Consider the following 25248-nt stretch of genomic DNA (forward strand, 5'->3'; position numbering starts at 1 on the left):
TGTCTTACAACATTTTCAAAATATCTATCAAGTAAAAATACTTGACAAACATCTACTAAATTTGTATAATAAATTGGTAGTGGATTGAGGTGAATACAATGCAAATCAGTCTAGATAAATTAATAAGAAGAGAAACTGACAAATTAGACTTGAATTTTTCTCAAAAAGTTGATACTATTAGTTATTGTGATAACAACTATAAGTTAGTTTCACCAATAAATTTAAATGGTAAAATATCATCTACTAAAAATGGATTATACCTAGATGTAGATGTAGATTTTACAATTCTTGACCAATGTTCAAGATGCTTAGAAGATGTCGAAGTACCAATAGAATACTCTATAAATGGTTTTTTAGTAAAAGAAGACTATGATGAAGATAGTTTTGAAGATGATGATGCATTCATCTATGATGGACAAGTTGTAGATATTATAGAACTTATACAACAAACATTAGACTTTAAAATACCACCAAGAGTTCTTTGTGATGAAGATTGTATGGGACTTTGTCAAGGATGCGGAGCAAATCTTAATAAAGAAAATTGTTCTTGCACTGAAACTGCGAACGACGAGGAGAATATTGATCCCCGTTTTGCTAAATTAAAAGATATATTTAAAAACGACTAAGGAGGTGGCGTAAATGGCAGTACCAAAGCGTAAAACATCTAAATCAAAAACTAAAATGAGAAGAGCAGCTAACTCTAAAATGGTAGCAACTGGATTTGTAAGTTGCCCACAATGTCATGAGCCAAAATTACCACATAGAGTATGTCCAGACTGTGGATATTATAAAGGTAAAGAAGTTGTATCTGAATAATAACTTCTAAAAACATGTAGATTACTCTACATGTTTTTTTTGTTTAAACAAAAAATAATAAAAAAGTATTGATAATTTTATTGTGATACTATATACTACTATTAGTAGCTGGTACTAATTACAGCTATAAAAACTTGGAGGTAATATGAAAAAGAAAAGTAAAGCCCAAAGACAAAAGGAATTAATAGAAATGTTACAGGCTGACCCTTTTTATACAGACGAAGAGTTAGCTAGCCTATTTGAAGTTAGTATTCAAACTATAAGGCTAGATAGAATGAGTCTGAATATACCTGAACTTAGGGAGAGAGTAAAAAATATTGCAGAAGCAGAAAGTTCAAAGGTAAAAACTCTTGGAATTAAGGAAATTACAGGAGAAATAATTGATTTATCAGTAGGGAAATTAGGAATATCTATGCTAGAAATTACAGAAGATATGCTCTATTCTAAAACTAATACTTTAAAGGATACATATATATTTTCTATGGCAGACTCATTAGCAATGGCTATAGTAGATGCACCAAAAGTAATAATGAGGTTTGCAAATGTTAAATGTTTGAAATTAATAGAACAAAAGGATAGACTTATAGCAAAGGCTGAAATCTACAAAAATGTAGGTACAAAGCATTATGTCAAAGTTGTCATTAATAATAAAGCACAAGAACAAATATTTAGAGGAAAATTTATATTTGAAGAATTAGATTAGGAGGAGAATGTATGAGAATAGTAATTGATGGTATGGGTGGAGATAATGCACCACAATCTAATGTAGAAGGTGCAGTTAATGCAATAAAAGAATATGGAATAAATATAGTAATAACTGGAGATAAAGAGATATTAGAAAAAGAATTTTCAAAATATGATTTTGATAAAGAAAAACTTGAAATAATTCATACAACAGAAATTATAGAAAATGAAGATAAGCCAGTAAAAGCGATAAGATCTAAAAAAGATTCATCAATGGTTGTTGCGCTTAGACTTGTAAAAGAAGGATATGCAGATGCAGTTATATCAGCGGGAAATACGGGAGCATTACTTGCTGGGGGATTATTTGTAGTAGGTAGAATTAAAGGTATAGATAGACCTTGTTTATGTCCAGCTATACCAAATGCTAAAAAAGGAATGACTCTTATAGCTGATGGTGGAGCTAATGCAGATTGCAAACCAAGAAACTTAGTAGAGTTTGCAGCTATGAGTAATATATATGCTAAAAAAGTTTTAGGTCTTTCTAATCCTAGGGTAGCCTTAGCTAATGTAGGAATAGAAGAAGGAAAAGGAAATGACTTAGTAAAAAAAGCTTATGAAGAATTAAAAAATATAGACTTAAACTTTATAGGAAATGTAGAAGCAAGAGATGTAATAAATGATTATACAGATATAATTGTTTGTGATGGATTTACAGGTAACATACTTCTAAAATCAGCAGAAGGTGTTGCAATATCTGTAATGGGACTTTTAAAAGAAACATTCTTATCAAGTACAAAAGGTAAATTAGGAGCAATGCTTTTAAAAGATGACCTAAGAAAATTAAAATCATTTATGGATTATGCTGAATATGGAGGAGCACCTTTATTAGGAGTTAATGGAGGAGTTATAAAAGCACACGGTAGTTCAGATTCAAGAGCTATAAAAAATGCCATAAATCAAGGAATAAAATTTGCTAAAGGAAACGTGCTACAAGATATAAAAGATTTTGTAGTAGTTAATAAAGAAAGCGAAGAATAAAATAAACTCGTATGGAGGGTTAATTTATATATGAACAAAAAAGCTGGTATATTGGGCGTAGGAAGTTATCTACCCAAAAAGGTACTAAATAATTCTTACTTTGAAAAAATATTAGATACAAGTGATGAATGGATAAAAACTAGAACAGGAATAAGTGAAAGAAAAATAGCTGATGCCAATGAATCAACATCAGATTTATCTGTAAAGGCAGCACTTAAAGCTATGGAATGTGCAAATTTACAAGCAAGTGAAATTGATCTTATAATAGTAGCAACTGCTACACCAGATATGGCGTTTCCATCAACTGCATGCTTAGTACAAGAAAAAATAGGTGCAGTTAATGCTTGTGCTTTTGATATATCAGCTGCATGTTCAGGTTTTGTATATGGATTAACTATCGCTAAACAATTTATAGAAACTAACTGTTATAGAAACATCTTGGTAATAGGAGCAGAAGTACTTTCAAGGGTTTTAGATTATACTGATAGAGGTACTTCTATCCTATTTGGAGATGGAGCAGGAGCAGTTATTATAGGTAAAGTAAATGATGGTGGAATACTATCTACTTACCTTGGTGCAGATGGAAGAGGTAAAGACTTCCTAAATATACCAGCTGGAGGATCTAGGCTTCCAGCTAGTAAAAGTACTGTAGAGGATAATCTTCACACTATAAAAATGGCAGGAAATGACGTATACAAATTTGCAGTTAGAATAATGGGAGATGCATCCATAAAGGCTATAGAAATGGCAGGTTTGGACACTAATGATATAGATTATCTTATACCACATCAAGCAAATATAAGAATAATAGAGGCATCGGCAAAAAGACTTAAGTTAAGTATGGATAAAGTTTATGTAAATTTACACAAATGCGGAAATATGTCTGCAGCATCAATCCCCGTTGCTATGGATGAAGCATACAGAAGCTCTAAAATCAAAAAGGGTGATAATATAGTCTTAGTTGGTTTTGGAGGAGGACTTACTTGGGGAGCTTCAGTTATTAAGTGGAGTATATAAGGAGGAAATGATGAATAAAATTTGTGAATTATTAAATATACAATATCCTATAATACAAGGCGGAATGGCATGGGTTGCTAATGCTAATTTAGCAAGTGCTGTTTCAAATGCAGGTGGATTAGGAATTATTGCAGGTGGTAATGCACCAAAGGAAATAATAAAAGAAGAAATAAGAAAATGCAAGGAGTTTACAGATAAGCCATTTGGTGTAAATGTAATGCTATTATCTCCATTTGCAGATGAAATAATAGATTTGGTAATAGAAGAAAATATACCTGTGATAACAACAGGAGCAGGTAACCCAGCAAAGTATATGGAAAAGCTTAAAAAAGCAAATGTAAAAGTTATACCAGTAGTTCCAACGATAGCATTAGCTCAAAGAATGGAAAAACTAGGGGCAGATGCAGTTATAGTTGAAGGAACAGAAGCTGGAGGGCACATAGGAGAATTAACTACTATGGTATTAACGCCGCAAGTTGCAGATGCAGTTAATATACCTGTTATAGCAGCAGGTGGTATAGCAGATGGAAGAGGCGTTGTTGCAGCACTTGCTTTAGGTGCTAAAGGAGTTCAAATAGGAACTAGATTTATATGTAGTGAAGAGTGTAGTGTTCATGAAAATTATAAGAATATGATTATAAAATCTAAGGATAGAGATGCTATAGTAACAGGAAGAAGTACAGGTCATCCTGTTAGGACTCTTAAAAATAAATTATCAAAAGAAGTCCTTAGTATGGAAAAAGAGGGAATAAATCCAGAAGAAATAGATAAAAAATGTGTAGGCTCTTTAAGAATGGCTACTATAGATGGGGACATTGAAAATGGATCGTTTATGGCTGGTCAAATAGCATCTATAGTAAAAGATATTAAGCCTTGTAAAAAAATTATAGGTGACATAGTCAACCAAGTTAAAGAGATAATGCCAAACATAGATTTATAAAGCAGGAGGTGGCTTATGGGTAAAATAGCATTAGTATTTCCAGGACAAGGAAGTCAGTATGTAGGTATGGCAAAAGATATATATGAAAATGATAATATAGCTAAAGAAGTTATAGATAAAGCTTGTGAAGCTTTAGACATGGATTTAAAACGTATAATGTTTGAAGGTGATGGTGAAACATTAGCTAAAACAGAAAATACTCAGCCAGCAATAGTTACTCATAGTATAGCTCTTTTAAAGTCATTAAATGAAAAAATAGACTTAAAATATGATGCATGTTTAGGATTATCATTAGGAGAGTATAGTGCATTAGTAGCTACAGATGCTATTGATTTTGATGATGCTGTTTCTTTAGTTAAAAAAAGAGGATCATTTATGCAAGAAGCTGTCCCAGTAGGCAAAGGAGCTATGGCTGCAATACTAGGGTTAGATAGAAATAAGCTAAAAAGCATAATAGATAATATAGATGATGGAGTTGTTGAAGTAGCAAACTATAATTCTCCAGGTCAAATAGTTATATCAGGAGAAAATAATAAGATAGATGAAGCTATAAGATTACTAAAAGAAAATGGAGCCAAAAGAGCTGTTAAGTTAAATGTTAGTGGTCCATTTCATTCATCAATGCTAAAAGAAGCAGGAATAAAATTATCTAAAGAGCTAAATAAAGTAACCATAAGAAAACCTAAGGTAAGTGTAGTATCAAATGTTAATGCAAAATACTATGAAGATGAAGGAAAGGATTTACTTATATCACAAGTTAGTTCTTCTGTACTTTGGGAAGATTCAATAGAAAAATTAATAAATGAAGGTTATGACACATTTATAGAAATAGGCCCAGGAAAAACCTTAAAAGGATTTATAAAGAAGATATCTTCAAATATAGATAAAAATGTAAATATTTATAATATAGAGAATATGGATTCTTTAGAAGAATTTGTAGAGATCTATAAGAATGGAGAGATAGTATGTTAAATCTGAAAAATAAAATAGCAGTAATAACAGGTGGGTCTAGAGGTATAGGAAAAGAGATTGCTAAAAAGCTTGCATATAATGGAGCTAATATAGTTATAAACTATACATCAAAAGAAGAAGAAGCATTAAAAACAAAAGAAGAGATAGAAAATTTAGGTGTAAAATGTATAGTTATAAAATGTGATGTATCAAAGTCTGAAGAAGTTAATGAAATGATAAATAAAACTATAAAAGAATTTGGTAGAGTTGATATACTAGTAAACAATGCAGGCATAACTAAAGATAACTTACTTATGAAAATGAAGGAAGAAGATTTTGACAAGGTAATAGATATAAATTTAAAAGGTGTATTTAATTGTACTAAGGCAGTTACTAGACCTATGATGAAAAATAAATATGGAAAAATAATAAATATATCATCTGTAGTAGGTGTAATAGGAAATGTAGGTCAAGCGAATTACTGTGCATCTAAGGCAGGAGTTATAGGATTTACAAAATCAACAGCAAGAGAACTTGCATCAAGAAATATAAATATAAATGCAGTAGCACCAGGATTTATAGATACTGATATGACAAAAGTATTAAGTGATGATATAAAAAATAGCATGTTAAGCACTATACCTAAAAAAGAATTTGGGAAACCAGAAGATGTAGCTAATGCAGTAGTATTTTTGGCAAGTGATATGTCTAGTTATATAACTGGTCAGGTTATAAACGTAGACGGTGGAATGGTAATGCAATAATAAAAACTTATAAATTTTGTTAATAAATTAAAAACTTTGTTATAAATCATTTGAAAATAGATTTAAATTAGTAGATAAGAAGTTATATGGTTAGTGATATTAGCAAAGTAAACTTTATGTATGTATAGTTGCAAAATAAAAAGATTGAAAATTTTGAAAAGTAAAAATTAGGAGGAAATAAAAATGTTTGAAAAAGTTGTAGAAATAATAAGAGAGCAATTAAGCGTAGAAGATAAGGAAATAACAATGGAGACTTCATTAATGAAGGACTTAGAAGCTGACTCATTAGATGCAGTAGAAATAATAATGGCTTTAGAAGATGAATTTGGAGTGGAAATACCAGATACAGAAGCAGAAAACTTCAAATCTATAGGAGACATAGTTAAATTTATAGAAGCTAATAAATAGTGGAGGTATTTCTCTATGAAAAAGAGAGTTGTAATAACTGGTTTAGGATGTGTTACACCTATTGGAAATAATAAAGAAGACTTTTGGAAAAATATAAAAGCTGGTGTTTGTGGAATTGATACTGTAACTAGATTTGATGCTAGTACTTTCCAAACTCAAATAGCAGGAGAAGTAAAAGATTTTAATCCAGAGGAATATATAAATAAAAAAGAAATAAAAAGATTAGATAAATTTACTCAATATGCTATAGCTGCATCAAAAATGGCAGTAGAAGATGCAAAACTAAACTTAGATTCTATAAATAAAGATCGTATGGGTGTAATAATAGGAACAGGAATAGGTGGAGTTGAAACTATAGAACAACAACATAAAACTCTTTTAGAAAAAGGAAATAAAAGAGTAAGTCCATTTTTAGTTCCTATGATGATAGGAAATATGGCATCAGGTCAAGTATCTATATTTTTAGGTGCTAAGGGACCAAATACAAATGTATGTACAGCTTGTGCATCAGGAACACATTCAATAGGAGATGCTTTTAAGATAGTACAAAGAGGCGATGCAGATATTATGGTGGCAGGAGGAAGTGAAGCTCCTATAACTCCGCTTGCATTTGCAGGATTTTGTAATATGAAGGCTATGTCGACTAGAAATGATGATCCAAAAGCTGCATCAAGACCATTTGATAAAGATAGAGATGGATTTATAATGGGAGAAGGTTCAGGAGTTTTAATACTAGAAGAATTAGAACATGCTTTAAAAAGAAATGCTAATATATATGCTGAAATTGTAGGATATGGATTAACAGCAGATGCGTACCATATGACGACACCGGCTGAAAACGGTGAAGGAGCAGCTCGTTCTATGGAAATGGCTCTAAAGGACGGAGATGTTCCTATAGAAGAAGTTGACTATATAAATGCACATGGAACATCTACTTACTACAATGACAAGCTTGAAACGCAAGCTATAAAAACAGTATTTAGAGAAAATGCATATGACTTATGCGTGTCATCAACAAAATCTATGACAGGACATTTATTAGGAGCAGCAGGTGGGATAGAAGCTATAGTTTGTGCTATGAGTATAAAAGATAACTTTATACCACCTACAGTAAATGTTCAAAATGTAGATGAAGAACTTGACCTAGATTATGTATTAGATAAAGGAAGAAATAAAGAAGTCAGATATGCATTATCAAATTCACTAGGGTTTGGTGGGCATAATGCATCTATAGTATTAAAGAAATATTAGTAAAATAGACTTTCTACAAACGTAGAAAGTCTATTTTTAATTATAAGGATTATTTACTTTACTTGTTTTTTTGTAAGATATAAAAGTAAGTACTCAAAATCTTAATGTATCATAAATTAAATTAGTATAGAAAATATTTTGTATCTAAAGTTTTATATAAAAATATAAGGGTATAATTAAAAAGCTAGAATAATTGATGGAGATGAGACTTAATATGGAAAATTTAACACCAAGATGTTATAAGAAAAATCTACTATTAATAGCAGGAATAGTATGGATTTTAGCAGGAGGTATGGTTTTAAAACTTGGACTTGATGTATTTTTAAGTTTAAGAAGCAAAGTTATAATATCAATAATAGTATCTATAGTGATATTTTATATATTCTTTAATTTTATATTTAAAAAATTAGTTAATAAACATAGAGATAGGATAGCTGATAAAGATAAAGAAAAACTATGTATATTTTCATTCTTTGACACTAAAAGCTATATAATAATGGCTGTTATGATGACATTAGGTATAACTATTAGAGAAAGTTCATTTGTAAAACCAATATACTGGTCGCCAGTATATATAGGTATAGGAAGTGCATTATTTTTAGCAGGTATTTTATTTATAGTACAATGGAAAAGATGGAAATAGATAAGGAGTCTTATGACTTCTTTTTTTGTTGTCATAAATTTTATGTTTATTTAATAGAATTTATATATACAAAGGAGGAGGATAGTTATGTATGAACTTAGCAATGAAGTTATAAATTCACTAGCCATTAACGTAAGGGACAAAATTAAAAATATAATAAAAGATGGCATAAGTATAGAGGAGATAAGGCTACGCTGTAATAAACCACTTATCATAAACTCAAATAATAAGGACTATTTTTATAACATAAACTTGAACAAGCTTGAAACTAGCTATAATGATTCATACATAGTAACTAAGGATGATATAGAGCAAAGTTTTCAAATGATATGCAAATATTCAATACATTCTTTTATTGATGATATAAAAAAAGGATTTATAACATTAAGGGGAGGTCATAGAGTAGGTATTGTTGGAAAGGCAATAGTTGAAGATGGACAAGTTAAAAATATAAAGCATGTATCATCTTTAAATATAAGAGTATCAAAGGAAGTTATAGGATGTTCTGATAAAATTTTAAACCATATCATAAAAGGAAGCAATTCAGTAAATAACACTTTAATAATATCTCCACCTCAGTGTGGGAAAACAACTCTAGTAAGAGATATAGTAAGAAATTTAAGTAATGGAAATAAAGATTATGGATTTAAAGGTATAAAGGTTGCTTTAATAGATGAACGTAATGAAATAGGAGGATCATATCTTGGAATACCTCAAATGGATGTAGGTATAAGAACTGACATAATAGAAACTTGTCCTAAAGACATAGGAATAATAATGTTACTTAGATCTATGTCACCTAATTTAATAGTAACAGACGAAATAGGTAGTAAAGATGAAATAGATGCCTTATATACGGCTTTAAATAGTGGTGTTAGCTTAATAACCACGGTACATGGTGATTCTATAGAAGATATAAAAAATAGAAAAGAGTTAAACAGATTATTAGATAAAGAATTATTTAAAAAAGTAATTATACTTTCTGCTAAAAAAGGTCCAGGAACAATTGATAAAATATATGATTTAGAAGAAAAGAGATGGTATTTTGCAAATTAAAATTGTAATAATAGGTATTTTAGTAGCTTGTAGCTACTTAATAGGTGAATATATAAGCAAAGCTTATACAAATAGGCATAAACAAGTAAATGATCTCATAAAAATATTAGAGATAATGAGAATGGACTTGCACTTTGGTATGTATACCTTAGAAGAAATATTTGAAAGACTTTCATTAAAGAAAGAATATTTTACACATAAGTTTTTTATGCAGTTAAAATATGGACTTACAAATAATACTGAAAAAATATTAGAAGATATTTTAAACGACAATATAAGTATTTTAAAAAAAGAAACCTATTTACAAGATAAGGAGGTTGATGAAGTTAAAAAACTTATATTAGCTTTAGGTAAAAGTGATATAGAATCTCAAACTAGAATGATTGATTTATGTATAGAAAATTTAAAAGGCATAACTAATGAAACTAAAGAAGATATAAATAAAAAAGGTGCAGTTTATAAAAAATTATCTACAATTATAGGATTGGCTATAGGAATAATTTTGATATAGGAGGATTAGTATGGATATTTCACTAATATTTAAGTTAGGTATAGGAGCACTTTTAATAACAATAATTAATACTATATTAGATGCTTCAGGCAGAAAAGACTGGCAAATATATGTCACTGTAGTAGGAGTAGTTATGGCATTTACAATTGTATTAAAAGAGGTAAGTGTTTTATTTGATACAATAAAGACGATGTTCATGCTTTACTAAGTAGGGGGTGACACTTTGGAAATTATAAAACTTATTGGAGTCGCTATACTGGCAATGACTATTTGTTTAATTATAAGGCCTAAAAGACCAGAGATGGCAAATTTCATAGCAATAATTGCAGGGGTAACGATACTTTTATCTGTAATATTTAAGCTAAACTTTATAATTGAAAGCATACAGAACTTAGCTCAAAAAGCTAATATACCATCTGTATATATAACTTTAATAATAAAATTAATAGGGATAGCCTATCTTATGGAATTTGCAATACAACTTTGTAATGATTGTGGAGAAAAAAGTATAGCCTCTAAATTAGAATTTGGAGGAAAAGTAATAGTTATGACTATGTCTTTTCCAATACTCTTATCTATTGTAGAGATGATAATAAATATTATCCCGTAGGAGAATGATTACATATGAAAAAAAGCTTTTTAGCATCTATACTTACGATATTTATGATTATGGCATCTTTTTCTATAAGTTTTTCAAATGAAAATGATAAAGATGAAAACTATAATGAAACAAAGAAAAGTATAGATAATTATATAGATAGTCAATTAGAAAAAATAAACATAGGAGAAATAGAAAATTTTATACAGGATTCGGTAGTAGTAGAAGAGGTTGATTTAAAAGTATTTATAAAAGAGCTTATAAGTGGAGAAAAGAAAATAACAGATTTGTTTAATAAAGAATCTATAAAATATATGTTATTTGATGAATTTAAAGCAAGTCTAAAAGTAGCATCACTAATATTAGTACTAGCACTATTATCATCTTTACTTAAAAGTTTACAAAACTCTTTTTCATCGGGAGCAATAAGTCAGATAATTACTTATATAATATTTATAACAATAGTATCTCTTACGCTAGTCGGATTTAAAGATATACTATCAATATGTAATGATACTATAGATTCCACCGTAAATTTAATGAAAGTAATAATGCCTATACTTATAACATTATTGGTGCTTATAGGATTTCCTATTACATCAACAGTTTTAAACCCAATATTTATAGGTGGAGTTGCATTCATAAATATAATTTTTAAACAATTTTTATTCGTATCAATTTCTGTAGCATTTGCAATTCTAGTCGTAAATAATTTATCTCAAAGTATAAAACTAAAAAAACTATCATCTTTTATAAGACAAATAAATTTAGTTTCTATAGGAGCAATGTTTACCATATATTTAGGACTTGTATCTATGCAAGGCTTATATGTAAAAAATATAGATAATTTTACAGTTAAAACAGCTAAATTTGCCTTAGGAAACTTTATTCCAGTGGTAGGTAATTTTGTATCTGATTCAGTTGATATACTGCTCTCATCATCGCAGCTTATAAAAGGTGTATTTGGAGGAATTGGCCTTGTATTAATAGTTGGAATTTGTTTGGTTCCAGTTATAAAAATATTATCTGTAGTATTGGTTTATAAAATATCTGCTATAGTAGTAGAGCCTATAGGAGAAGAGAAAATATCAAGTTTTTTAAATGAAATAGCCAACTTAATGGTAGTAATGTTGGCTTGCATAATCGCAATTGCAATAATGTTTTTTGTTACAGTAGCAATAATAACTTCAATAAGTGTAGTAGCTCAAGGATAAGAGGTGGGTTATGTTAGAAGGTATAAAACAGTGGATTATAACTATACTAATAGGTGCTTTTATAGTAAATGTAGTTAATATGATTTTACCATCGTCTAAAATAAAACCATATATAAATTTAGTATTAAATTTCATATTTGTGTTTATAGTTTTAACTCCAATTATAAATATATTTTCATCTAATATTAGATTGGAGGACACTATTTTAAAGTCTATGGCTAAATATAATAAAGAATATGTAGATAGTATGAATAGTTTGGCAAATGAAACAGGTAAGGATAGCTTAAGTAAAGGATATGAAGATGGACTTAAAGAAGTCTTAAAGCTAAAGTTAGATGAGTATGGATATGAATTAGAAGACGTAGATATAAATGGATCTGATATAGAAAATATAAAAGTTAAAGAAAAAAGTAGTAATAAAAGTGGAAAAGAGGACATACAATCTAAAGAAAAAGAAAAAATAAAACAAGCTTTTAATGAAAGCGATGAAAGTCAAAAAGGAATAGATGAAGATAAACTAAAAGAGGACTTAATAGAGATACTAGATGTATCTATAGAAACTATAGAAATTGATTAATAGGAGTTGTGGGAATGTTTAAAAACCTAAATGAAAAAGATAAAAAAAAGATATACACATTATTATCTTTAGTAGTAGTTTGTGCAATAGCTCTTATCGCAATGCCAAGTTTATCACCAAAAGATAATAAAGAAAAAGAAGTAGTTAAAAAAAATGAACCAGAAACTACTAGCTCTTCAAATCAAGAAAAAAATTTAGAAAGTAAACTAAAGGAAATACTATCAAAAATAGAAGGAGCTGGGGAAGTAGATGTAATGATAACATTTGAGTCTAGTGAAGAAATTCAACCTGCATATAATTCAAACTCAACTACAGAAAAAACAGAAGAAAAAGATACTAAGGGAGGAGAAAGAACTATAACAACATCAAGTGATAATAAAACTATAATAACATCAGGTTCAAATGAACCAATAGTATTAAAAACTAATGAAGCAAGTATAAAAGGTGTAATAGTAGTATCAAGTGGGGCTAGTGACCCGACTGTTAAAGAAACACTTTATGATGCTGTACAAACTGCTCTTCAGGTAGCAGGGCATCAAGTAGAAGTATACACAAAGTAATAAATATTAAACTGGGGGGATAAAAATGAAGTTTGATTATAAGGGTAGAGGTTTTGTTGTAGTAAGTTTAGCAGCGATGTTAGTAGTAGTAGGAGCTGTGAATTATAAGTTAAGTGAAAAATCAGCTATAGAAACAGGTCAAGAGCTAAAAGCATATGAAGAAGCTCAAATAGAGAAAAACTCAGAAAAGAAATCTGAAAATAAAAAAGATAAAGAAGACGATGTAGAAGTCGTAGATAGTAAAAAAAGCGAAGTTAATGAAAAGGTAACTGAAACAAGTAAGGAGATAAAAAGTCAATTAACATCAGAAAAAAATATGAAAAAGTCTACATATATACTAGATATGAAAATGACTAGAGAAAAGCAAAGAAATGAATTAAGTGGACAATTAAACGAAATGATAAATAATCCATCTACTTCGGATAAAGCTAGAGAAGAAGCATCAAATATGAAGCTTAAATTAGTTAAAGACCAGGAAACTGAACTTAAAATAGAAAACTTATTAAGTACTAAAGGTTTTGAAAATGCACTAGTATATATAAGTGATGAAAGTGTAAATGTTGTAGTAAATGAGAAAAAATTTGAAAAGAAAGATGCAGCAAAAGTATTTGATTTAGTAGCAGAAGAAGCAAAAGTAGATTATGAAAATATAAAAATTATGAACAATGAAAATTAATATAAAACAAAAAATATACATATTAATATAAGGAAAACAATAACCTTAGAATTTAACTAAGGTTATTTCCTTGCAAAGTTTAATGGTATTTGGTATTATTATAGTTATAAAATAGTTCCTTATATAAGGGGGTAAGTTTATCATGGAAAATAATGATTTTGGACAAGTTAAAATATCTAATGATGTAATATCTACTATAGCAGGTCTTGCAGCATTAGAGATAGAAGGCGTTGAAACGAATACAACATTAACAGATAAATTATTTAAAAATAATGGTGTAAAAATACAAGTAGAAGAAGAGGAAGTTAGCTTAGATGTTATGGTTATGATAGAGTATGGTGTATCTATACCAGACATAGCTTTTAAAATTCAGGAAAATGTTAAAAACACTGTTGAGACAATGACAGGATTAAATGTTTCTCAAGTTAATATACATGTTCAAGGAATCAGCTTTAAGAAAGAAAAAGCTGAAAGAGAAGAAGCTAAGCAAGCTAAGAAAAGTTAATCAAACCCTCTGAAAATCAGAGGGTTTTTTATTGTGTAATATGTACATAATATCAATTAGAGGAGGATTAAGACTAATGAAGAATGATAAGGCGAGAAAAGTAACTACAAGAGAGTATATGATGAAATTAATATATCAAACTCAAATAACTAAAGAAGATATGGGTGATGTATTAGATAAATTTTTAAATGATCAATTAGAATACATAACAAATAGATATGAAGAGCTTAGATTACAATATTCAAATAACCCAGAGTTAAAATTAGAAAATTTAAAAGCTGATGATGTTATAGATAGAGAATATATGGCTCAAATGTGTAAATTATTAAGTGAAAAATCGGACGAAATAGATGCAATGATAAACAAATATGCTAAAAATTGGTCAGTTAATAGAATGGCAAAGGTAGACTTAGCAATATTAAGACTAGCTATATGTGAAATATTATTTGTAGAAGAGATACCAAATAAAGTTTCAATAAATGAAGCTATAGAAATGGCTAAATTATACTGTGATGACAAAACTCCTAAATTCATAAATGGAATATTAGGAAGTGTCGTTAGTGAAACAGAATCAAAATAATATAATAATCGGAATAGATACTAGCTGCTATACAACTTCTATAGCAGCTATATCTTTAGATAAAAAAGTAATATTTAATGAAAAAATATTACTTAAAGTAAAAAAAGATAGCAAGGGATTAAGGCAAAGTGAAGCTGTTTTTCAGCATATAAATAATTTAGGAGAAATAGACAGTAAAATAAAATCGATTATAAATAAATATAATATAGTTGGAATATGCGCATCTACAAAACCAAGACCAATTAAAAACTCTTATATGCCAGTATTTACTGTAGGATATAATTTTTCTAAGCTGTGTTCAACAATGATAGGTTGTGATTTATATGAAACTACTCATCAAGAAAATCATATAGAAGCAAGTCTTTTAGATAATAAATTAAATAAAGAAAAGTTCTTATCTGTTCATATGTCAGGAGGGACAACAGAAATACTGCTTTGCACTAAAAATAAAGAAAGCTATGACATAGAAATAGTAGGTGGAAGCAAGGATATAAGTTTTGGACAACTTATAGATAGAGTTGGAGTTAAGATGGGATATGATTTCCCTTGTGGTAAATATATAGATGAAAATGCACTAAATTGTGAGTCTGCAATAAAACAAGGTTTAAAAACTTCTGTAAAAGAAGGATATATGAATCTATCAGGTCTTGAAAATCAAATAGATAATATAATAGATAATTGTGGCAAAGAGTACATAAGTAAATTAGTTTTAGATGCAGTAGTTAGAAATATGATAAAATCAATAGAGCATATAAGTAAAGAATACAATATAAAAGATATAGTATTTGCTGGAGGGGTATCTGCTAGTAAGTATATATCAAAAGAGTTAACAAATAGATTAAGAAAATATAAGATAAATGCATATTTTACTAAACCGGAGTACGCAACAGACAATGCTGTTGGTTGTGCTTTAATAGGAGTGAAAAAATTTGAAAATAAGAGCCTTAACTATAAGTGAAGCTAATTCATATATAAAAAGAATATTAAGCAATGACCCTATCTTATACAATTTAAAAGTAAAAGGAGAAATATCAAATTTTAAAATACATAGTAGTGGAAACGTATACTTATCTTTAAAAGATGAAAATTCAAAAATAAATTGTGTTATATTTAAAAATAATTATAATAAAGACTTAGCACTAACTAATGGGACTAAGATTATAGCTAATGGATATATATCTGTGTATGAAAGAGATGGTTCTTATCAGTTGTATATAAATTCTATAGAAACAGAAGGTATAGGAAATTTATATATAGAGTTTAATAAATTAAAAGAAAAGTTAGAAAAAGAAGGATTATTTGACAATAAATATAAAAAGCCTATTCCAAAAATACCAAATTCTATAGGTGTAGTAACATCACAAACAGGTGCAGTTATAAGAGATATAGTAAACGTAGTAAAAAGAAGATACCCAAAAGTTAATATAAAGTTATATTCTGTTAATGTCCAAGGTGAAAGTTCAAAGTATGATATATGTGATGGGATAAAATTTTTTAATATGATGGATAACGTAGATACAATTATAGTTGGTAGAGGTGGAGGTTCTATAGAAGAACTATGGTCATTTAATGAAGAAATGGTAGCTAGGGCAGTCTTTGAGTCTAATATACCTATAATATCTGCGGTAGGGCATGAAACAGATTTTACTATATGTGATTTTGTAAGTGATATGAGAGCACCTACACCATCGGCAGCAGCAGAAATAGCAACACCATCATTAGAAGAATTAAATTTTAAACTAGATAACATATTAAATAGAATGAATAAATCATTAACTAGTAATATAAATATAAGCGAGCATAGACTAAATCATACTATGGATAAGATAAATAGTTATATTAAGTCCTATATAATAAGAGATAAAATTATACAATTAGATAGGATATATGATAAAATAACACTTGAAGCAGAAAAGAAATTAAACACAGAAAAAGATCGACTTTCAAAAACTGGAGCAATACTTCATAATATGAGCCCTTTATCAACATTAGATAGAGGGTATAGTATATTATCAAAACATGGAGTTACAGTAAACAGTATAAAAGAGATAGATTTTAAAGATAACTTAGATATAGTTTTAAAAGATGGAAGTATTGAGTGTACTGTTGAAAAAATAAAATCAAAAGAGGTATAGACATGAATCTAACGTATGAACAAGCCTATAAAAAATTAGAGGAAATTCTAGAAAAATTAGAATCTAAAAATGCTAGTTTAGATGAGTCATTAAGTTTGTATGAACAAGGTATAAGTCTTTACAAATATTGTAATAAGCTTTTAGATGATGCGACATTTAAAATAAGTAAATTTAATAAATTAGGTGTAGAAGAAGAATTTGATATTAGGGAGGAATAAACGTGGAATTTAAAGCAGTGCTAAAAGAAAAAGCAAGCTATATAGAAAAATTATTAAAGGAGTATATGCCAAAAGAAGAAGGATATCAAAAAACTATAATGGAGGCTATGAATTATAGTTTAAGTGCAGGTGGAAAAAGGTTAAGACCGATACTTACATTAGAAGCATGTAAATCAGTAGGTGGAGATTATAAGGATGCGATACCATTTGCTATGGCAATAGAAATGATACATACATATTCTTTAATACATGATGATTTACCAGCACTTGATAATGATGATTTAAGAAGAGGTAGAAAAACAAATCATATAGTATTTGGTGAAGATATGGCTATACTTGCAGGAGATGCCCTTTTAAATTATGCTTTTGAAGTTATGCTTTTAGGTTCTATGAACAAAGAAAATCCAAACAAATATTTAAATGCTATGTATGAGATAGCATCAGCTGCAGGAATAAATGGTATGATAGGTGGACAAGTAGTAGATGTTCAAAGTGAAAATAAGAAAATATCTAAAGAAAAATTAGATTATATACATAACAATAAGACTGCAGCTATAATGATAGGATGTATGAGAGCGGGAGCTATAATAGGAAATGCAAATGATAATGAATTAGAAAATATAACTAAATATTCAAAAAATATAGGACTAGCCTTCCAAATAGTTGACGATATATTAGATATAGTTGGAGATGAGTCTAAGTTAGGAAAAAAAGTAGGAAGTGATATAGACAATAATAAATCTACTTACCCATCCTTAATAGGACTAGAAGAGTCAAAAGAAGAAGCGAATAGATTAATAAAAGAAGCTAAAGAAGCATTAACACAAATATCAAATGATACAGAATTTTTAAGCAGTTTAGCTGATTATATAGTGGACAGAGAGTATTAAGGAGGAACGATGGATTTTTTTTCACAAATTTTTAGCAACAAAGTTTTAGGGATAAGTATATTTGCTTGTTTCTTAGCACAATTTATAAAAATATTTACAGGAAAAGATAAGAGAATAGAAATTTCTAGATTATTTACATCAGGAGGTATGCCAAGTTCTCATAGCTCATTTGTAACTAGCTTATCAACACTAGTTGGCATAGAAAGGGGATTTCAATCAACTGATTTTGCTATAGTATGTGTATTCTCTTTAATAATAATGTATGATGCAACTGGAGTAAGACGTTCTGTAGGAAAACAAGCGGCAATACTAAATCAAATTATAGATGATGTACAACATAGAAAACCAATAAAGCATGAAAGATTAAAAGAGCTAGTAGGTCATACTCCTAAAGAAGTATTGTTTGGGGCTATACTAGGTATATTAGTAGCATTATACTTCGTGTAAATTGAAAAAATATACAATGTATGATATAATTCGTATTTGACAAAAGTATTAAAATTATATGTCTATAAGTAAAATTATAGATAGTTAAATTTTATATAGATTAAGATACTTGAAATAGTAAATATTTTAATACGGTTATAAAATGAATATAACTTAGTCAATACTAAGGTATATTCATTTTTTAGATGTTAGAATTTTATAAATAAAATTTGTATAAAGTAAACTATAGACTATTAATTGTATTAATAGCTGATAAATAAAGGTGAGGATTATATGTATAAATATTTAGATAAAGTAAACTCTCCAAGTGATATAAAGTTGATGAACGTTGAACAAATGGATGAACTATCAAAGGATATAAGAAAATTTTTAGTTAAATCTGTTTCTCAAACAGGAGGGCATTTAGCTTCCAATCTAGGGGTTGTAGAGCTTACACTAGCATTGCATAAGGTATTTGAAAGTCCGAAAGATAAAATTGTATGGGATGTTGGGCATCAATCTTATGTACATAAGATGATAACTGGAAGAAAAGGAGAATTTAATACACTAAGACAATTAAATGGTTTAAGTGGATTTCCTAAAGAATGTGAAAGTCCACATGATATATTTGATACAGGTCATAGTAGCACATCAATTTCAGTGGCACATGGTATTGCATGTGCAAGAGATATAAAAGGTGAAGATAGTAATGTCATAGCTGTAATTGGAGATGGATCAATAACAGGTGGTATGGCACTAGAAGCATTAAATCATCTAGGACATACAAAAACAGATATGACAGTTATATTAAATGATAACGAAATGTCTATAGATAAAAATGTTGGTGGAATGTCTAGGTATTTATCTAGTATAGTTAGAAACTCAGCAGCTAATAAAGTAAAAAATGAAGTTGAAAAGATATTAAATATAGCTCCTGGAGGAGAGTTAATATCTAAAACAGCCAATAAATTTAAAGATAGTATAATAAGTACATTTATTCCTCAAGAATGCGAGTTATTTGAGTCTTTAGGAATAAAATATTATGGTCCTATAGATGGGCACAATATTAAAGAATTAATAGAAATTTTAGAAAAATGCAAACAAAAAAAAGGGCCAAAGCTTCTTCATGTTATAACTAAAAAAGGTAAAGGATATAGATTTGCAGAAAATGAACCACATAAATATCATGGAGTGTCAAAATTTGATATAAGAGAAGGTATAAAATCATCAGGTACAAAATCTATATCTTCATTAGTTGGAGAGAAATTAGTATCTATGGGAGAAAAAGATGATAGAGTATGTGCAATAACTGCAGCTATGCCATCGGGTACAGGATTAAATCTATTTGAAAAAGTATACCCAAATAGATACTATGATGTTGGTATAGCAGAACAACATGCAACTACATTTGCTGCAGGACTTGCAAAAAATGGATTAAAACCGTATTTTGCTGTATACTCATCATTTTTACAAAGGGCATATGACCAAGTAATACATGATGTATGTATAACTAAAAAACCTGTAACATTCCTTATAGATCGAGCTGGTATAGTAGGTAATGATGGTGAAACTCATCATGGTATGTTTGATTTAAGCTACTTAAATGCAATACCAAATATAACGGTTATGGCTCCTAAGGATTGCAAAGAGCTAGAGTTAATGATGGATTTATCTCTAGAATTAAAAGAGCCTGTAGCTATTAGATATCCAAGAGGGGGTAGTTATTACTTAGAAAGTGGTAAGTATGAACCTATAAAAGTAGGAAGTTATGAAGTATTGTCAAAAGGAGAAGACATACTTATACTAGCAATAGGAAATATGGTAAAACATGCTCTTAAAGCTAAAGAATTATTAGAAAAAGAGGATATAAATCCAACAATAGTTAACGCAAGGTTCTTAAAGCCTATTGATAAAAATCTTTTATCAGATTTGTTAAAAACTCATAAAAAGGTTATAACTATTGAGGATAATACAATAATAGGTGGATTTGGAAGTAGAATAAATAAATATATAACAGATAATAAAATTGATGTTAATATTATGAATTTAGGTCTTCCAGAAGCATTTGTACCTCATGGGAATGCAGATGAAATATATGATACAATAGGTCTATCTCCAGAGAAGATAGCAATGAGAGTAAAAGACTGTAAACTAGAAAGGTAATTTTATGAAAAAAAGAATAGATTTATTATTAGTAGAAAAAGGATACTTTGAAAGTAGAGAAAGAGCTAAAAAGGCAATAATGGCAGGTCTTGTATTTGTAAATAATCAAAGATGTGATAAAGCAGGTTCTGATGTTGATGAAGAAGCTAAGATAGAGGTAAAAGGAGATCCAATACCATATGTAAGTAGAGGTGGATTAAAGCTTGAAAAAGCCATGAATAACTTTGATTTAACATTAGAAGGAAAAGTGTGTATGGACATAGGTTCATCAACAGGAGGATTTACTGATTGTATGCTTCAAAATGGAGCATCAAAAGTATTTTCTATAGATGTTGGATATGGACAACTTGCATGGAAATTAAGACAAGATGAGAGAGTAGTTTGCATGGAGAGAACTAATATAAGACATGTTACTATAGAACAAACTAAAGAGTTTGCAGATTTTGCATCTATAGACGTATCTTTTATATCTTTAAAGCTAGTACTACCAAAATGCAAGGAATTAATACGTCCAGATGGTCAAATCGTAGCTTTAATAAAGCCACAATTTGAAGCTGGTAGGGAAAAAGTTGGTAAAAAAGGTGTGGTTAGAGAAAAATCAACACATATTGAAGTTATAGAAATGATATCTAATTTTGCTGTTGAAAATGGATTTGAAATATTAGGATTAGATTACTCACCGATAAAAGGTCCTGAAGGAAATATAGAGTATTTAATACACTTAAGAAATGGTAATGAAGGATATGAGTTTAATAAAGAACAACATACTAATAAGATAATAGAAGTTGTTGAAAATTCTCATAATCTAAATAAGTAAAACATTTATATGATTTATTAAAAGAGGGGGATTTAGAATTGATCCTTGAGTTATATATGAAAAATTGTGCTCTTGTTGAGGAGCTTCGTTTAAATATTGATAAAAATTTGAACATACTTACAGGAGAAACAGGTTCAGGAAAATCTATAATAATAGATGCATTAGGACTTTGTTTAGGAGAGAAATATGATAGATCTTTTTTAAGGAAAGGAACTGAAAAAGGTGTAGTAGAAGCTATATTTCACTCTAAAAATAAAGATTTAATAAAAGTACTTAATGATAATGATCTTGAACTAGATGATAATGATTTACTAGTTATAACTAGAATAATATATAGTGATGGAAAAAGTGTTGCTAGGGTTAATGGAAGAACTGTTAAGATGAATGTTTTAAAGCAAATAGCATCTAAGCTTATAGATGTTCACGGTCAACATCAAACACAAGCATTATTCAATAAAGATACTCATCTAGAATTTTTAGATTTATTTGGAGAACATGAATTAGAAGAATTCAAAATTTCATATAAAGAAATATATGATGAGTATAGTGATGTAAAAAAAGCTTTAAATATATTAACTGAAAATAAAGATGATATGCAAATTCAAAGAGAGATAGATTTATTAAAGTTTCAAATAAATGAAATAGAATCTGCCAATCTTAGCAAGGACGAATATGAAGACTTACTAAAACAAAGGGACGTCTATAGAAATGGTGAAAAAATCTTTAAAAATTTAAATATAAGTTATCAAAATTTATATGAAGGTCAGGTTAATGCAGTAGATTTAATAGGTAATGCAGTAAAAGAACTATCATCAATATGTGAATATGACAAAAGTTTAAGTGATTATAATAATGAGATAGAAAGAATAATGTATGAGCTTCAAGATATATCAAGAGAGATAAGAAATTATAAAGAAAATATAAATTTTGAACCATATGAGTTAGAACAAATAGAACTTAGAGTTGATGAAATAAATAACCTAAGGAGAAAATATGGAGAAACTATAGAAGAAATATTTGATTATCATCAAAATATAAAGAATAGATTAGATGAAATATTAAATAGAGATGAAAGAGTAGAAGAGCTTAAACTTAAATTAAATAAGCTTGAAAGTAAACTTAAAGAAAGAGCTGAGGCCTTAACTTCTCAAAGAAAGATAGTAGCTAAACAGTTAGAGAAAGTCCTATTAGAAGAGTTAAAAAGCTTGAATATGAAAAATGTTGCATTTAAAGTAAATTTTGAACAAGGAATATTCACACCTAGAGGAATGGATGATATAGAGTTTATGATATCATTTAACTTAGGTGAAGATATTAAACCTATATATAAAGTAGCTTCAGGTGGAGAAATGTCTAGATTTATGCTAGCATTTAAGACCATACTTGCGGATATAGACCAAATTGATACATTAGTATTTGATGAAATAGATACAGGTATAAGTGGAATAGCAGCACAAATAGTAGGAGAGAAACTTAGTAATATAGGAAAGAAAAAGCAAATTATTTGTATAACTCATTTACCACAGATTGCTGCTAATGCAGATACTCATTATTGTATAGAGAAGAGTACAGATAATGAAAGAACATTTACTACTATTAGAAAGTTAGACAAGGACCAAAAAAGAGATGAAATAGCTAGACTTATAGCTGGAAGTAATATAACAGAAAAAACTATTGAACACGCAAGTGAAATAATAGAACTAGCAAAAAGAAGCCTTTAGGGCTTCTTTTTTTGTATAAAAAAATCCAAAATAGGAACTATAAGTATATATATAAAAGAGGAGATATACTTATGAAAATTAAAAGAAATTCAGTATTTTTAACATTAGCAATTATGGTAGCTATACTTTTAATATCTATAACTTATGATGGTATAAAAAATTACTATATAGAGGCTGTAAATAAGAGTAATAAGTATGTTTATCCATGCGGTAATCTAATTGGAATAAAAGCTAAAACAGATGGAGCATTAGTAATAGGTTATGAAGATGAATCATTAGAGTATATAGGAGGGATAAAAAAAGGGGATAACATAATAAAAATAAATGAAAAAAAAATCGAAAATGCTTATGATATATACGAATATATAAAAGATATTAAAGAAGATTTTGTATATTTAACAGTTGAGAGAGATAGTAAAGAACTAGTTATAAAGATAAAATTAAAAGTAGAAGACGAAGAAAAAAGGTTAGGCTTATGGGTTAGAGATAAAGTTTCGGGAGTTGGAACTATGACGTTTTATGATCCAGACAATGAAGAATTTAAAGCAATAGGACATCCTATAAAAGATTTTGATACAAGTAAAATATTAAAAATAAAAGAAGGTAGTGTATATTATCCAACAGAAGTAAATCTAGAAAAATCAACAGAGAGTGTTATTGGTAATTTTGATTGTAATTTGGATGAATACAACTTAATAGGAACATTTAGCAATAATGATAATGAAGGTATAGAGGGAAATATAATAAACAACATAAAACACAAATTACCTCTTATAAAAGTGGGAAACAAGAATGAAATAAAAAGGGGTAAAGCAAGTATTTTACTTGAAAATGAGGAAGGATATGTATATCCATATGACATAAATATAGAAAATATATATGAAAATAAAGTAGATAAAAACATAGTTATAGAAATTATTGATGAGAAATTAGTAAATTATACAGGCGGTATAGTACAAGGCATGAGTGGTGCCCCTATTATACAAAATAATAAGCTAGTTGGGGCATTAACACATGTTTTTGAAGATAATGCCAAAAAAGGATATGGTATTTTTATAGATGAGATGATAGAATTAGATAAGAGAAATTAAAATTTAATATATTTTTCAATAGATTTCAAATATATTGAAGGAATATAATTTTACTATGTCGAATATGCTTAAGTATAAAGGGTTTTAATTTTTATATAAAAGAGAAGATGTTTTATTAATGGGGGGAAGTTTAAGTGAGCGATAAAATAAAAATAGTTTTAGCAGATGATAACAAGGATTTTTGTCAGGTACTTAAGGAGTACTTATCTAATGAAAGTGATATAGAAATATTAGGAATCGCAAAAGATGGTATAGAAGCACTAGATTTAGTAAAAAGGTTACAACCAGATTTGTTAGTGCTAGATGTTATAATGCCACATTTAGATGGATTAGGTGTTATAGAGAAGTTAAATTCTATGGATATACCTAAAATGCCAAAAATAATAGTTCTATCAGCTGTAGGACAAGACAAAATAACACAAAGTGCAATAAATTTAGGAGCAGACTATTATATAGTTAAACCTTTTGATTTTGTAATATTTATAAATAGAATAAGAGAATTAGTTTCAAACAGACCTGCACATGCAGACATAAAGCCTAGGGCTCATGCTGATATACAAATGACAAGAAGTGACTTTGTCAAAAATGTAGGTAATATAGAAACAGAAATAACTAATATAATACATGAAATTGGTGTTCCAGCTCATATAAAGGGATATCTTTATTTAAGAGAAGCTATAAAGATGGTAATAGATAACGTAGAATTACTAGGAGCTGTAACTAAGGAATTATACCCAAGTATAGCTAAGAAATTTAATACTACTCCAAGTAGAGTTGAAAGAGCTATAAGACATGCTATAGAGGTAGCATGGAGTAGAGGTAAAGTTGATACAATAAATCAACTATTTGGTTATACAGTGCATAATACAAAAGGAAAACCAACAAATTCTGAATTTATAGCTATGATAGCAGATAAATTAAGATTAGAGCATAGTATGGTTAAATAAATATAGCATTATAAAAGCCTTCTTAATATTAAGAAGGCTTTTATAATGCTA

General features: G+C 28.6%; 31 protein-coding genes. All 31 read left to right on the forward strand.

Annotated features, from left to right (window positions below):
* The first annotated feature begins 98 nt into the window (after nt 1–98).
* The 31 genes from ABHC41_RS05710 to spo0A all read left to right on the forward strand — a co-directional run bounded on the left by ABHC41_RS05710 (nt 99) and on the right by spo0A (nt 25197).
* Nucleotides 99–626: a DUF177 domain-containing protein gene (locus tag ABHC41_RS05710; RefSeq protein ID WP_092924402.1), complete on the forward strand. Its 528-nt coding sequence runs from the start codon at nt 99–101 to the stop codon at nt 624–626.
* A gap of 13 nt (nt 627–639) precedes the next feature.
* Nucleotides 640–816: a 50S ribosomal protein L32 gene (gene rpmF, locus ABHC41_RS05715; RefSeq protein WP_071119670.1), complete on the forward strand. Its 177-nt coding sequence runs from the start codon at nt 640–642 to the stop codon at nt 814–816.
* Nucleotides 817–961: 145 nt separating this feature from the next.
* On the forward strand, nt 962–1519 hold the full coding sequence (fapR, locus tag ABHC41_RS05720; protein ID WP_092924404.1) for a transcription factor FapR: 558 nt from the start codon (nt 962–964) through the stop codon (nt 1517–1519).
* A gap of 11 nt (nt 1520–1530) precedes the next feature.
* A complete protein-coding gene (plsX, locus tag ABHC41_RS05725) occupies nt 1531–2538 on the forward strand; it encodes a phosphate acyltransferase PlsX (RefSeq protein ID WP_166505859.1) in 1008 nt (335 codons plus the stop codon).
* 30 nt (nt 2539–2568) lie between these two features.
* Nucleotides 2569–3555: a beta-ketoacyl-ACP synthase III gene (locus ABHC41_RS05730; protein ID WP_195237263.1), complete on the forward strand. Its 987-nt coding sequence runs from the start codon at nt 2569–2571 to the stop codon at nt 3553–3555.
* A 10-nt stretch (nt 3556–3565) separates the two neighbouring features.
* Entirely contained in the window at nt 3566–4495 is a 930-nt protein-coding gene (fabK, locus tag ABHC41_RS05735; RefSeq protein WP_166505857.1) for an enoyl-[acyl-carrier-protein] reductase FabK, read from the forward strand.
* Nucleotides 4496–4510: 15 nt separating this feature from the next.
* The gene (gene fabD / locus ABHC41_RS05740; protein WP_271892381.1) at nt 4511–5467 is read left to right on the forward strand and encodes an ACP S-malonyltransferase; all 957 of its coding nucleotides are present in this window, start codon (nt 4511–4513) and stop codon (nt 5465–5467) included.
* A complete protein-coding gene (fabG, locus tag ABHC41_RS05745) occupies nt 5461–6210 on the forward strand; it encodes a 3-oxoacyl-[acyl-carrier-protein] reductase (RefSeq protein WP_166505855.1) in 750 nt (249 codons plus the stop codon). Before fabD ends, fabG begins: the two co-directional genes overlap by 7 nt.
* A gap of 183 nt (nt 6211–6393) precedes the next feature.
* Nucleotides 6394–6618: an acyl carrier protein gene (gene acpP, locus ABHC41_RS05750; protein WP_092924416.1), complete on the forward strand. Its 225-nt coding sequence runs from the start codon at nt 6394–6396 to the stop codon at nt 6616–6618.
* Between the two features lie 15 nt (nt 6619–6633).
* Entirely contained in the window at nt 6634–7869 is a 1236-nt protein-coding gene (fabF, locus tag ABHC41_RS05755) for a beta-ketoacyl-ACP synthase II (RefSeq protein WP_166505854.1), read from the forward strand.
* 214 nt (nt 7870–8083) lie between these two features.
* Nucleotides 8084–8512, forward strand: coding sequence for a hypothetical protein (locus ABHC41_RS05760; RefSeq protein WP_092924420.1), 429 nt, complete (start codon nt 8084–8086; stop codon nt 8510–8512).
* 87 nt (nt 8513–8599) lie between these two features.
* On the forward strand, nt 8600–9568 hold the full coding sequence (spoIIIAA, locus tag ABHC41_RS05765) for a stage III sporulation protein AA (RefSeq protein ID WP_092924422.1): 969 nt from the start codon (nt 8600–8602) through the stop codon (nt 9566–9568).
* The gene (locus ABHC41_RS05770) at nt 9558–10079 is read left to right on the forward strand and encodes a stage III sporulation protein AB (protein WP_166505852.1); all 522 of its coding nucleotides are present in this window, start codon (nt 9558–9560) and stop codon (nt 10077–10079) included. The genes spoIIIAA and ABHC41_RS05770 overlap by 11 nt, the downstream gene beginning before the upstream one ends.
* 10 nt (nt 10080–10089) lie before the next feature.
* Entirely contained in the window at nt 10090–10287 is a 198-nt protein-coding gene (locus ABHC41_RS05775; protein ID WP_092924426.1) for a SpoIIIAC/SpoIIIAD family protein, read from the forward strand.
* A gap of 15 nt (nt 10288–10302) precedes the next feature.
* Nucleotides 10303–10689, forward strand: coding sequence for a stage III sporulation protein AD (spoIIIAD, locus tag ABHC41_RS05780; protein WP_166505851.1), 387 nt, complete (start codon nt 10303–10305; stop codon nt 10687–10689).
* 14 nt (nt 10690–10703) lie between these two features.
* Nucleotides 10704–11891, forward strand: coding sequence for a stage III sporulation protein AE (gene spoIIIAE / locus ABHC41_RS05785; RefSeq protein ID WP_166505850.1), 1188 nt, complete (start codon nt 10704–10706; stop codon nt 11889–11891).
* 10 nt (nt 11892–11901) lie between these two features.
* Nucleotides 11902–12468: a stage III sporulation protein AF gene (locus tag ABHC41_RS05790; RefSeq protein WP_092924432.1), complete on the forward strand. Its 567-nt coding sequence runs from the start codon at nt 11902–11904 to the stop codon at nt 12466–12468.
* A 14-nt stretch (nt 12469–12482) separates the two neighbouring features.
* Nucleotides 12483–13028 carry a stage III sporulation protein AG gene (locus ABHC41_RS05795; RefSeq protein ID WP_092924434.1) on the forward strand — a complete coding sequence of 182 codons (546 nt, stop codon included), beginning with the start codon at nt 12483–12485 and terminating at the stop codon, nt 13026–13028.
* Nucleotides 13029–13053: 25 nt separating this feature from the next.
* The gene (locus ABHC41_RS05800; RefSeq protein WP_092924436.1) at nt 13054–13704 is read left to right on the forward strand and encodes a SpoIIIAH-like family protein; all 651 of its coding nucleotides are present in this window, start codon (nt 13054–13056) and stop codon (nt 13702–13704) included.
* A 142-nt stretch (nt 13705–13846) separates the two neighbouring features.
* A complete protein-coding gene (locus ABHC41_RS05805; protein WP_092924438.1) occupies nt 13847–14209 on the forward strand; it encodes an Asp23/Gls24 family envelope stress response protein in 363 nt (120 codons plus the stop codon).
* A 76-nt stretch (nt 14210–14285) separates the two neighbouring features.
* Nucleotides 14286–14789 (forward strand): transcription antitermination factor NusB, encoded by a 504-nt coding sequence (gene nusB, locus ABHC41_RS05810; protein ID WP_092924440.1) that lies wholly within the window; start codon nt 14286–14288, stop codon nt 14787–14789.
* Complete coding sequence (locus ABHC41_RS05815) at nt 14770–15747, forward strand: O-sialoglycoprotein endopeptidase (protein WP_092924442.1); 978 nt, start codon at nt 14770–14772, stop codon at nt 15745–15747. Before nusB ends, ABHC41_RS05815 begins: the two co-directional genes overlap by 20 nt.
* Nucleotides 15719–16924 carry an exodeoxyribonuclease VII large subunit gene (gene xseA, locus ABHC41_RS05820; RefSeq protein ID WP_166505848.1) on the forward strand — a complete coding sequence of 402 codons (1206 nt, stop codon included), beginning with the start codon at nt 15719–15721 and terminating at the stop codon, nt 16922–16924. The genes ABHC41_RS05815 and xseA overlap by 29 nt, the downstream gene beginning before the upstream one ends.
* A gap of 2 nt (nt 16925–16926) precedes the next feature.
* On the forward strand, nt 16927–17142 hold the full coding sequence (gene xseB, locus ABHC41_RS05825) for an exodeoxyribonuclease VII small subunit (protein WP_166505847.1): 216 nt from the start codon (nt 16927–16929) through the stop codon (nt 17140–17142).
* 2 nt (nt 17143–17144) lie between these two features.
* Nucleotides 17145–18032 (forward strand): polyprenyl synthetase family protein, encoded by an 888-nt coding sequence (locus ABHC41_RS05830; protein WP_166505846.1) that lies wholly within the window; start codon nt 17145–17147, stop codon nt 18030–18032.
* A gap of 9 nt (nt 18033–18041) precedes the next feature.
* Nucleotides 18042–18479: a divergent PAP2 family protein gene (locus ABHC41_RS05835; RefSeq protein WP_092924450.1), complete on the forward strand. Its 438-nt coding sequence runs from the start codon at nt 18042–18044 to the stop codon at nt 18477–18479.
* Nucleotides 18480–18752: 273 nt separating this feature from the next.
* Nucleotides 18753–20621, forward strand: coding sequence for a 1-deoxy-D-xylulose-5-phosphate synthase (gene dxs / locus ABHC41_RS05840; RefSeq protein WP_271892373.1), 1869 nt, complete (start codon nt 18753–18755; stop codon nt 20619–20621).
* 4 nt (nt 20622–20625) lie between these two features.
* On the forward strand, nt 20626–21438 hold the full coding sequence (locus ABHC41_RS05845; RefSeq protein WP_092924454.1) for a TlyA family RNA methyltransferase: 813 nt from the start codon (nt 20626–20628) through the stop codon (nt 21436–21438).
* Nucleotides 21439–21476: 38 nt separating this feature from the next.
* The gene (recN, locus tag ABHC41_RS05850) at nt 21477–23159 is read left to right on the forward strand and encodes a DNA repair protein RecN (protein WP_092924456.1); all 1683 of its coding nucleotides are present in this window, start codon (nt 21477–21479) and stop codon (nt 23157–23159) included.
* A 71-nt stretch (nt 23160–23230) separates the two neighbouring features.
* The gene (locus tag ABHC41_RS05855; RefSeq protein WP_271892370.1) at nt 23231–24250 is read left to right on the forward strand and encodes a SpoIVB peptidase S55 domain-containing protein; all 1020 of its coding nucleotides are present in this window, start codon (nt 23231–23233) and stop codon (nt 24248–24250) included.
* 134 nt (nt 24251–24384) lie between these two features.
* The gene (spo0A, locus tag ABHC41_RS05860) at nt 24385–25197 is read left to right on the forward strand and encodes a sporulation transcription factor Spo0A (protein ID WP_092924460.1); all 813 of its coding nucleotides are present in this window, start codon (nt 24385–24387) and stop codon (nt 25195–25197) included.
* Nucleotides 25198–25248: the final 51 nt, after the last annotated feature.

The sequence above is a fragment of the Romboutsia sp. 1001216sp1 genome (genome assembly GCF_039841805.1).
Lineage (GTDB): Bacteria > Bacillota > Clostridia > Peptostreptococcales > Peptostreptococcaceae > Romboutsia_C > Romboutsia_C hominis.